The 9,148-nt window shown below is 62.2% G+C and carries 10 protein-coding genes and 1 riboswitch; of the genes, 6 read left to right on the top strand and 4 right to left on the bottom strand.

Annotated features, from left to right (window positions below; translation table 11 throughout):
- The first annotated feature begins 2 nt into the window (after nt 1-2).
- Together EN906_RS12860 and EN906_RS12865 are read left to right on the top strand one after the other, a co-directional pair.
- Nucleotides 3-1,001, top strand: coding sequence for a DUF2125 domain-containing protein (locus EN906_RS12860; protein ID WP_127268941.1), 999 nt, complete (start codon nt 3-5; stop codon nt 999-1,001).
- A gap of 7 nt (nt 1,002-1,008) precedes the next feature.
- Nucleotides 1,009-1,932: a sugar kinase gene (locus EN906_RS12865; protein WP_127268939.1), complete on the top strand. Its 924-nt coding sequence runs from the start codon at nt 1,009-1,011 to the stop codon at nt 1,930-1,932.
- An 89-nt stretch (nt 1,933-2,021) separates the two neighbouring features.
- On the opposite strand, the gene EN906_RS12870 is transcribed toward EN906_RS12865, so the two are convergent.
- Complete coding sequence (locus EN906_RS12870) at nt 2,022-2,957, bottom strand: prephenate/arogenate dehydrogenase family protein (RefSeq protein ID WP_206517072.1); 936 nt, start codon at nt 2,955-2,957, stop codon at nt 2,022-2,024.
- Nucleotides 2,958-2,962: 5 nt separating this feature from the next.
- Nucleotides 2,963-4,072: a histidinol-phosphate transaminase gene (gene hisC, locus EN906_RS12875; protein ID WP_127271089.1), complete on the bottom strand. Its 1,110-nt coding sequence runs from the start codon at nt 4,070-4,072 to the stop codon at nt 2,963-2,965.
- Between the two features lie 136 nt (nt 4,073-4,208).
- Nucleotides 4,209-4,286, top strand: a riboswitch (SAM riboswitch).
- A 114-nt stretch (nt 4,287-4,400) separates the two neighbouring features.
- Here hisC and EN906_RS12880 point away from each other — a divergent pair.
- A complete protein-coding gene (locus EN906_RS12880) occupies nt 4,401-5,570 on the top strand; it encodes a homoserine O-acetyltransferase (protein WP_127271091.1) in 1,170 nt (389 codons plus the stop codon).
- On the top strand, nt 5,567-6,184 hold the full coding sequence (metW, locus tag EN906_RS12885; RefSeq protein WP_127268377.1) for a methionine biosynthesis protein MetW: 618 nt from the start codon (nt 5,567-5,569) through the stop codon (nt 6,182-6,184). The genes EN906_RS12880 and metW overlap by 4 nt, the downstream gene beginning before the upstream one ends.
- 7 nt (nt 6,185-6,191) lie before the next feature.
- Here the strand turns inward: metW and EN906_RS12890 are convergent, their stop codons facing one another.
- Complete coding sequence (locus EN906_RS12890; RefSeq protein WP_127268376.1) at nt 6,192-6,512, bottom strand: DUF1330 domain-containing protein; 321 nt, start codon at nt 6,510-6,512, stop codon at nt 6,192-6,194.
- Between the two features lie 327 nt (nt 6,513-6,839).
- Between EN906_RS12890 and EN906_RS12895 the strand changes: the two genes are divergently transcribed.
- Both EN906_RS12895 and EN906_RS12900 read left to right on the top strand, forming a co-directional pair.
- Nucleotides 6,840-7,796: a glycosyltransferase gene (locus tag EN906_RS12895; protein WP_236383418.1), complete on the top strand. Its 957-nt coding sequence runs from the start codon at nt 6,840-6,842 to the stop codon at nt 7,794-7,796.
- Nucleotides 7,797-7,811: 15 nt separating this feature from the next.
- Nucleotides 7,812-8,747: a glycosyltransferase family 2 protein gene (locus EN906_RS12900; RefSeq protein WP_127268374.1), complete on the top strand. Its 936-nt coding sequence runs from the start codon at nt 7,812-7,814 to the stop codon at nt 8,745-8,747.
- Nucleotides 8,748-8,817: 70 nt separating this feature from the next.
- On the opposite strand, the gene EN906_RS12905 is transcribed toward EN906_RS12900, so the two are convergent.
- The coding region (locus EN906_RS12905; RefSeq protein ID WP_127375204.1) for a DUF1194 domain-containing protein at nt 8,818-9,148 on the bottom strand (331 nt) is incomplete at its 5' end.

A 9,148-nucleotide genomic window follows, 5' to 3' on the forward strand; every position in this document is an offset into this window, starting at 1 on the left:
GCATGACGTCAAGTGACGAACGCCAGCCAAGTAACCGTCGCCGCCTGTTCTGGCTTGCAGCATTCATCGTCCTGCTGTTCGCCCTCTACAGCGGCGGCTGGTTCTATCTGGCCGACCGCGTCAGGAGCGAGGCCGACAAGGCGGTCGCCACGCTCAACAAGAATGGCGTCGAGGCCGGCTGCGCCAATCTCCAGGTCAGCGGCTATCCCTTGAGCTTTACCGTCTCCTGCGACAACCTCGCCTATGAAGACGATGCCAGGAACATCGCGGCCTCAGCCGGCAGTTTCAACGCAGCCGCCCAGATCATCCAGCCTCTGTCGCCGGTTGCCAATCTGCGCGGCCCGCTCAGGACCTCAGTTCCGGACATGGTGCCGCTGTGGATCGACTGGGACAATCTGCAGGCCAATTTCAAATTGTGGTGGCCGCTGCCGCAGCGGATTTCTCTGGAGGCGGAGGGCCTGTCCGGCCAGACCGATCCGGCCGACGACACCGATCCGGTGCAACTGTTCAGCGCCGGCAAGGCATCGGGCCAGCTGCAGCCCAACGGCGAGGATATCGACTATCTCGGCAGTTTCGGCGATCTCGAGATCGACCCCGGCGCGATTGGCGGGCGCGTGCTTCCGGCGCTCGATGCCAGTGGCGACGTGACATTGAAGAACGGTGTCGCACTGATCGGCACGCAGGTGAAGAGCCTTCGTGGCCAGGCGATCGAGATCCGCAACCTTGACCTGTCGTCGGGCACGGCGCGCATCACCGTTTCGGGACCGCTCTCGGTTGATGCCGAGGGTCTGGTCAACGCCGATCTGATGATCAGGCTGAAGGACCCGAAGGCGGTGGCGGCCATCCTTGGCGCCGCCATACCCGAGCAGAAAAGCCAGATCGAGCAGGGTTTTTCTGCCCTGGCGGTGCTCGGCAACGAGCCGTCGATGCCGCTGAAGGTGGTCAGGGGCAAGGCCTCGCTCGGCTTCATTCCGCTGGGCAAGATCAAGCCGGTCGAATAGCTCAACCATGGCAAAACCCGTGAAGCTGCTGAGCGTTGGCGCCTTGACGCTGGACACCATCCTGCGCGTCGAGACACTGCCTGTGCATCAAGGCAAGTTCATTGCCTCCGACGGCGTCCAGATCGCCTCGGGCATGGCCACCAGTGCTGCCTGCGCCGCGCATCGCCTGGGGGCCGAGGTATCGCTGTGGGCGAGTGCGGGTGACGATGCCGTCGCCGACCAGCTCATCGCCGGCATCAAGGCCGAAGGCGTCGATTGCACCTTTGTGCGCCGCGTCAGAGGCGCCCGCTCGGCGCTGGCCTCGATCCTGGTCGACGCGCATGGCGAGCGCATCATCGTGCCGTTCTATGACGGGCTGGCCCAGGCCGATCCCGAAGTCTTGCCGGTCGCCGACCTCACGGCATTCGACGCCGTGCTGGTCGATGTCCGCTGGCCGGGCGCGGCAGCGTTGGCACTCAAGGCGGCACGCGCCGTTGGGCGTCCGGCGATCCTCGATGCCGACACCGCACCGTTGCCGGTCCTGGAACAGCTGTTGCCGCTCGCTACGCACATCGTCGCTTCGGAGCCGGCGGCGCGCATCGTCTGCGGCCAGGCGCTCGATCCGGAAACGGCTTGCGCCGATCTCGCCAGCCGCACCGACGCCTTTGTCGCGGTAACCGGCGGCGCGGCGGGCTGTTGGTGGCACGACCGTTCCGCAGGCTGTGTGCGCCATGTCGCGGCGCCGAAAATCAAGGCGGTCGACACACTGGCCGCCGGCGATGTCTTCCACGGCGCCTTCGCCGTCGGGTTGGCGGAAGCCATGCCGGTCGAGCAGGCTTTGCGCTTTGCCAGTGCGGCCGCGGCGCTCAAATGCCTGCGCTTCGGCGGCAGGCTGGGCGCGCCGGATAGGGCCGAGACGCTGGCCATGGTTGCGCAGGCCTGGCCAGCCTGAAACTGACGCTTTTGTTTTGACGCAATTCCCAAGGGAAAGCGCTAGCGCTTTTCCCGGGAAAAACGCCTCACACTTTTCCTGGAATTGCTCTAGCCCTTCGCGGGATGCTCGACGGCCTGGCGACCGAAATCGGGCACGTCGATGTCCTGGCCGGCTTCGATGATCGAGCGGCGCACAGCCCGCGTCCGGGTGAACAGGTCGAAGAGCTTTTCGCCATCGCCCCAGCGGATCGCGCGTTGCAGCGACGCCAGGTCTTCCGAGAACCGCGCCAGCATTTCGAGAATGGCGTCCTTGTTGTGCAGGCAGACATCCCGCCACATGGTCGGGTCGGAGGCGGCAAGGCGGGTGAAGTCGCGGAAGCCGGAAGCCGAATATTTGATCACTTCGGACTTGGTTACCGACTGCAGATCATCGGCGGTGCCGACGATGTTGTAGGCGATGATGTGCGGCAAATGCGAGACGATGGCCAGCGTCATGTCGTGATGCTGCGGATCCATCGTGTCGATGTTGGCGCCGCAGCGGCGCCAGAACTCCGACAGCCTCTCCAGCGCATCCGGGTCGGTGTCGGGCAGCGGCGTGAAGATGCACCAGCGATTGTCGAACAGGTCGGCGAAACCGGCGTCGGGGCCGGATTTTTCCGTGCCCGCCAGCGGGTGGCCGGGAATGAAATGGACGCCTTCAGGCACATAAGGCTGCATCTGCGCGATGACGGACGCCTTGGTCGAGCCGACATCGGTGAGGATCGCGCCCGGCTTCAGCGCCGGCGCGATTTCCTCGGCAACCGCGCCGGATGAGCCTACCGGCACCGAAATGATGACAAGGTCGGCATCGCGGACAGTCTCTCTCGCATCGGTGGTATAGCTATCGCCCAGCCCAAGCTCCTCGGCTCGCGCCAGCGTCGCCGCACTGCGCGTTGATATGGCTACGTGACGGGCCAGCCCCTCGCGGCGGATGACGCGGGCCAGCGACGAGCCGATCAGGCCGATGCCGACCAGCGCGATCTTTTCAAACATCGGTGATGTCATGGTCTCTAGCTTTTCAGGAATGTCGTGAGAGCGGCGACAACGCCGCGATTGGCCTCTTCGGTGCCGACGGTCATGCGCAACGCGTTGGGAAAGCCATAGCCCGAAACGCGCCGCAATATATAGCCGCGCGCCGTCAGATAGTCGTCCGCCGCCGCCGCCGAATGCTTCTGGTCATCGGGAAAATGAATGAGAACGAAATTGCCGACGCTCGGCGTTACCCGCAGCCCGAGCTTTGTGAATTCCTCGCTCAACCAGGCAAGCCAGGTCTCGTTGTGCGCCACGCTGCGCTCGACATGGGCGCGGTCGCGGATGGCTGCGATACCGGCCTCGATCGCCGTCGCATTGACGTTGAAGGGACCGCGCACGCGGTTGATGGCGTCGACGATATGCATCGGCGCATACATCCAGCCGATCCGCGCGCCACCGAGGCCGATCTTGGAGAAGGTACGGGTCATCACCACGTTCTCGGTGCTGCCGACCAACTCGATGCCGGCCTCATAGTCGTTGCGGCGGACATATTCGGCATAGGCCGCGTCGAGCACCAGAAGCACGTGCCTGGGCAGGCCGGCATGCAGCCGGCGCACCTCCTGGAACGGCACATAGGTGCCGGTCGGGTTGTTGGGATTGGCGAGGAACACGATCTTGGTGCGCGGCGTGACCGCGGCCAGGATGGCGTCGATGTCGGCGCGCTCATCTGTTTCCTTGATCGTCACCGGAACGGCACCCGCCGACTGGATGTAGATCTTGTAGACCATGAAGGCGTGTTCGGTGATGACGGCCTCGTCGCCGGGCGCCAGATAGGTCTGCGCCAGCAGGCCGAGAATCTCGTCGGAACCGTTGGAACATATGATGTTCTGAGGGTTGAGGCCATGCACCTCGGCGATCGCTTCGCGCAGCCGCCTGGCGGTGCCGTCGGGATAGATGTCGAGCTTGCCGGCAATCTCGCGCGCGGCTTCGATCGCTTTCGGCGAGGGCCCTAGCGGATTCTCGTTTGATGACAGCTTGTGGGCCTTGGCGACGCCGGCGGGCGCCGTGCTCTTGCCCGGCACATAGGCGTCGATGTCCATGATGCCCGCACGCGGGGTTGGACGTGCCTGGTCCGGTGTCTGGCTCATGTCGCAAAATCCGTCGAGAACGCTTCCTCGGGGAAGCCGCAGCGGAAATACAAGCCGTGGCCTGCAATGTCGAGAGGCGACAGCCATCGCCCAGGGCTGGCCGTTGACGACGGCGCGCCACAGCCCTAGAAGGGGTGCGAACTTCCGTGGTGATTTGGCCGGTCGGCTTGCAGCCACGTTAAACAACTTGCTAAAGGGCCGTTTGCATCCTGTAACCGGCTTTGCGACCGCAATGCCGGTTTTTTGTTGTCCGCGCCGGCCGGACACCCGTATCGGCATCGACTTTCGACAAACGCGATGCGTGGGCTCAAAGTGTGAGATGGATGTCATGGCCGTTCTGCGTGCCCGCAAAACCAACAACGAGGTCGACCAGCCGTCGAGCCCGGTTTTGCGTTTTGGATCCGACAAGCCGCTCAAGCTGGACGCCGGCACGCTGCTTTCACCGTTCCAGATCGCCTACCAGACCTACGGCACGCTGAACGATGCCCGCTCCAACGCCATCCTCGTCTGCCATGCACTGACCGGAGACCAGCACGTCGCCAGCACCAATCCGGTGACCGGCAAGCCTGGCTGGTGGGAAGTGCTGATCGGCCCCGGCAAGATCATCGACACCAATCGCTTCTTCGTCATCTGCTCCAATGTCATCGGCGGTTGCCTTGGGTCCACCGGTCCGGCCTCGACCAATCCCGCCACCGGCAAGCCCTATGGGCTTGACCTGCCCATTATCACCATTCGCGACATGGTGCGGGCGCAGCAGATGCTGATCGACCATTTCGGCATCGAAAAACTGTTTTGCGTGCTCGGCGGCTCGATGGGCGGCATGCAGGTGCTGGAATGGGCGTCGAGCTATCCGGAGCGCGTCTTCTCGGCGCTGCCGATCGCCACCGGCGCGCGCCATTCCTCGCAGAACATCGCCTTTCATGAGGTTGGCCGCCAGGCTGTCATGGCCGATCCGGACTGGCATGGCGGCAAATATTTCGAGCACGGCAAACGCCCGGAAAAGGGCCTGGCGGTAGCGCGCATGGCCGCCCACATCACTTACCTGTCGGAAGCCGCCCTGCACCGCAAGTTCGGCCGCAATCTGCAGGATCGCGAAGCGCTGACCTTCGGCTTTGACGCCGACTTCCAGATCGAAAGCTATCTGCGCCACCAGGGCATGACCTTCGTCGATCGCTTCGACGCCAATTCCTACCTCTACATGACGCGGTCGATGGACTATTTCGACCTTGCCGCCGACCATGGCGGCCGGCTGGCCGATGCTTTCGCCGGCACGAAAACCCGCTTCTGCCTGGTGTCGTTCACCTCGGACTGGCTTTTTCCGACCGAGGAGAGCCGCTCGATCGTGCATGCGCTCAACGCCGCCGGAGCATCGGTATCCTTCGTCGAGATCGAGACCGACCGCGGCCACGACGCATTCCTGCTCGACGAGCCGGAACTGTTTGCCGCCATCAACGGCTTCATCGGCTCGGCCGCCAGGGCGAGAGGGCTGGGCCTATGAGCGTCAACCGCGACCAGCGCGTCGACCTTGAAGTCGTCGCCAACCTCATCCCACCACAGTCGCGCGTGCTCGATGTCGGCTCGGGCGACGGCTCGCTGCTCGAATTGCTGCAGGACAGCAAGCAGGTCGACGGCCGTGGGCTCGAGCTGTCGCAGCGCGGCGTCAACGAATGCGTGGCGCGCGGCCTCTCGGTCATCCAAGGCGACGCCGACAAGGATCTCGAATTCTATCCCGATAAGGGCTTTGACTTCGTCGTCCTCTCGCAGACGCTGCAGGCCACCCGCAACCCGAAGCTGGTGCTCGACGAACTGCTCAGGATCGGCAATCGCGCCATCGTCTCCTTCCCCAATTTCGGCCATTGGCGTGTGCGTCTGTCACTGTTCGTCAACGGCCGCATGCCGGTGACCAAGGACCTGCCCTATTCCTGGTACGACACGCCCAACATCCACTTCTGCACCATCCGCGACTTCGTCAATCTGTGCGACGAGCTCGGCGCGACAGTCGAGAAGGCAACCGCTCTCGACGCCAACGGCCAGAAGATCGGCCTGTCGATGCCGTGGTGGTTCTGGAACTTCTTCGGCCAGCAGGCAGTGTTCTTGCTGAAACGGCAGTAGCCGCAAGCTATTCGAGGATGTCCGTGGCCTTGTGCGGATGTTCGACGCCGTCAGCAAACACCACGTCGGCCTCCGAATTGTCCGTGCGCAGCGCCAGAATCGCTTGATAGGCGGGCGAATTGTACCAGCCATGCACATGCTGCCTGTCGGGAAATTCGATGATAATCAGATGACCCGGCCAGTTGTTCTCGATCACCTCGACATCGCCGCCATGGACCAGAAAACGGCCGCCGAAAGGTTCCAGCGTGGCATCGATCTTGTGCAGGTATTCGACGATCTGCGGGCCCATCGTGGCTTGGCGCATATGGGCGACGGCGTAAGCGGTCATAAGTGCACTCCCTTTCAATCGAAGCCGATTGCCGGCTCCGCAGGCACAGATTGCCAAGGGTCGTGACAGAATTCGATTACCCCAAAAGTAATAAGAATGAGATGAGGCGATCGTGACGAATCGGCCTGCGTGATCCTGAGGCGGTTTCCAGTCTCCGGCCCTCAGGGTGTTGCCGTTGAGACGCAAGGTTGCGAATTCGTGGTTGCGGACGGATTGAACTCTGCAACCAGATGATGACACGGGAGCATGTTTTTCGTAGCGTCATGCCGGACGCGATGCCGAGCGAAGCACGGAGCGGGGAACCTGACCTATTCGATCGTTGTCGAAATGGAAAACGCCAAGTCCATCAATGAAGATGAGATCGGCGTTTCGTTCAGTGCTTTGGCACGGGAAATAGAAGCCGTGACGACAACCGGTCAATACATAAAACCGGAGGTCATCGTCGTTCACAGCGGACCAGATACCGACACACCGCTTCTGCGGCATCGTCTCACCGAAATTGTTCCGCAACTTGGCATGGTAGCAAACACGATCTTCAGCGCCTGCACAGGCGGCCGGTACTATGAGGTCAAGAACGCAGGCGCCGCGTTGGCCAAGGGCGACATCGTCATTTTCTGCGATTCCGATACAGTGATCGAAGACGGCTGGCTGTCGGCACTTCTCAAACCGCTCCAGGATCCGAAGACGATCGCCGTGAACGGTTACACCTATCTCGGCTGTGACGATTTCGCGTCGCGGACCTTTGCGCTTCTGTGGTTCTTCCCGCTGCGTGATGGTGATCGACGCTTTGCCTCCAAGCGCGCGATGAACGCTAACAATTGCGCCTTCCGCAGAAGCTGGTTAGCCGGCCATCCCTTTCCGGCCAGCAATGGATTCAAGGTTTCTTGCACGTTGCTCACCAGCCAGTTACGAGCAAGCGGGCATGATTTTGTCAGAGTCGATGCCCGGGCCAGCCATTATCCCCCGCGCGGTTGGCGCTTTTTCTTTTGGCGTGCCCTGGTCACCGGGCGCGATGCGGACCGGAAATATGTGGCACTGGCATCGCCATCCCAAGCCGCGCGAGTGCTGAAGGCGACAAGACGTTGGTTTTCGACATCCTGGAAAGTGGGTGGGCGTATTCTGACGCATGCAACTCGGCTCGGAATGCCGGCATGGCAGATCCCGTTTGCACTGATCGTCGGATTGGCCTTTTGCGCGCTGGTTTTTTGTGCACAAGCGGCCATGGCCCTTGGGCTGGTTCGGGACGAGGTTGAAAACGTGCCCCTCTACGTGGGACATAGCTGAAGCACTATGGTCAAAATGGGCAAAACCATCGAACCGACACCTCTCATCACGGTCATTACGCCGACCCACAACCGACGCGAAACGGTGTTGCGCGCCGTGGAAAGCGTACTCTCCCAGAGCATGTCGAGGCTTGAGCACATTGTCGTCGACGATGGTTCGACCGATGGAACCGAAGCGGCGCTGGCCCGCATCCAGGACCCGCGGCTGATCTATGTCGGGGCGAAATGGCGAGGCGCCAACGCAGCCAGGAATGCCGGCATCGAGCGCGCGCGGGCACCGTTGGTGACGTTCCTCGATTCCGACGACATCTATATGCCGCACCGGCTTGAACGAACCCTGACCTGGTTCGAGGAAAATCCTGCACTGCAAGTGCTGATCAGTTCGTTCGTGTCCCTGAAAGGCAATCGCATCACAAACTGCGTCAACCCCGAGGCGTTCGTGAGCCCCGCAATGCTGGAGCGGACGCTGGTTGGGCAGACCATCTTCATTGCCGGCTCCGCGATCACGGCTCGCCGCGAAGCCTTGCTGGCCATCGGCGGCTACGACAGCGACATCACCCGCATGCAGGATCGCGAATTGCTGCTGCGCCTTGCGCGGCGCTTCGGTGCGCAGTTGTCCAGGGATCTGGACTGGACGAAATACAATTCGGAGAACTCGATTTCCGGCCGCCGTGACGGCTATGTCGAGGCCTATGCGAACCTGATGGGCAAACATCCGCATATTGCCCATGCCTACCCGCACATTCCGCCTTACATGATCTCGCGGCAACTCATCGCCGACATCCTGCGAGGCAGGATACCGGAGGCATTTCAGGGCTACATGGCCAACCGTTCATCCAAAACGCTTGGCTATTCGCTGCCGGAATTGATGCAAGGCTATGTCCATGGCCGGCGCTGGCGCCGCGATCTCTCCAACGAGTTTCGCAATCAATTTGGTGCCCGGCCCGCTTAAGCCGAGAGGGATTCCGGGAAATTGTGGAACGGTTTTCCCTCCGGATCGCGTTAACCCCTCTGTCGAGAGCTCAACGGTCAAGTTCGGGAAAATACGGATCCGATAGAAACCGCCTGTCCCGTTCGCCTTGTAGGCAGTCTATCGGCGTCGCCGCGTCGACGGGGATGCTTCTCACCTCGTCCTGAATGCCGCTCACTTCCAGGAGCAGCTTGCGCCGGATGGCTGTCGAAAACTCGGCGGCGGCATAGATAGGCAGCACGAAGGAACCGGGTCCGCCGATCACGCACTGCGCATAATACTGGTCGAGATGGCTGAAGGTGGGCGACGGGCTGATCAGGATCGGCAGGCCATTGACGACGATGCCTTTGGCAGTCGCCGCATCACGCGTCGCGGTGACCGGC

The organism is Mesorhizobium sp. M7A.F.Ca.CA.004.06.1.1 (assembly GCF_003999135.1).
Classification (GTDB): Bacteria; Pseudomonadota; Alphaproteobacteria; order Rhizobiales; family Rhizobiaceae; genus Mesorhizobium.

What these genes read in the sequence shown, in the direction of transcription:
- EN906_RS12860 (WP_127268941.1), top strand. Translation starts at nt 3, where the DNA reads ATGACGTCAAGTGACGAACGCCAGCCAAGTAACCGTCGCCGCCTGTTC.
- EN906_RS12865 (WP_127268939.1), top strand. Translation starts at nt 1,009, where the DNA reads ATGGCAAAACCCGTGAAGCTGCTGAGCGTTGGCGCCTTGACGCTGGAC.
- EN906_RS12870 (WP_206517072.1), bottom strand. Translation starts at nt 2,957, where the DNA reads ATGACATCACCGATGTTTGAAAAGATCGCGCTGGTCGGCATCGGCCTG.
- hisC (WP_127271089.1), bottom strand. Translation starts at nt 4,072, where the DNA reads ATGAGCCAGACACCGGACCAGGCACGTCCAACCCCGCGTGCGGGCATC.
- EN906_RS12880 (WP_127271091.1), top strand. Translation starts at nt 4,401, where the DNA reads ATGGCCGTTCTGCGTGCCCGCAAAACCAACAACGAGGTCGACCAGCCG.
- metW (WP_127268377.1), top strand. Translation starts at nt 5,567, where the DNA reads ATGAGCGTCAACCGCGACCAGCGCGTCGACCTTGAAGTCGTCGCCAAC.
- EN906_RS12890 (WP_127268376.1), bottom strand. Translation starts at nt 6,512, where the DNA reads ATGACCGCTTACGCCGTCGCCCATATGCGCCAAGCCACGATGGGCCCG.
- EN906_RS12895 (WP_236383418.1), top strand. Translation starts at nt 6,840, where the DNA reads ATGGAAAACGCCAAGTCCATCAATGAAGATGAGATCGGCGTTTCGTTC.
- EN906_RS12900 (WP_127268374.1), top strand. Translation starts at nt 7,812, where the DNA reads ATGGGCAAAACCATCGAACCGACACCTCTCATCACGGTCATTACGCCG.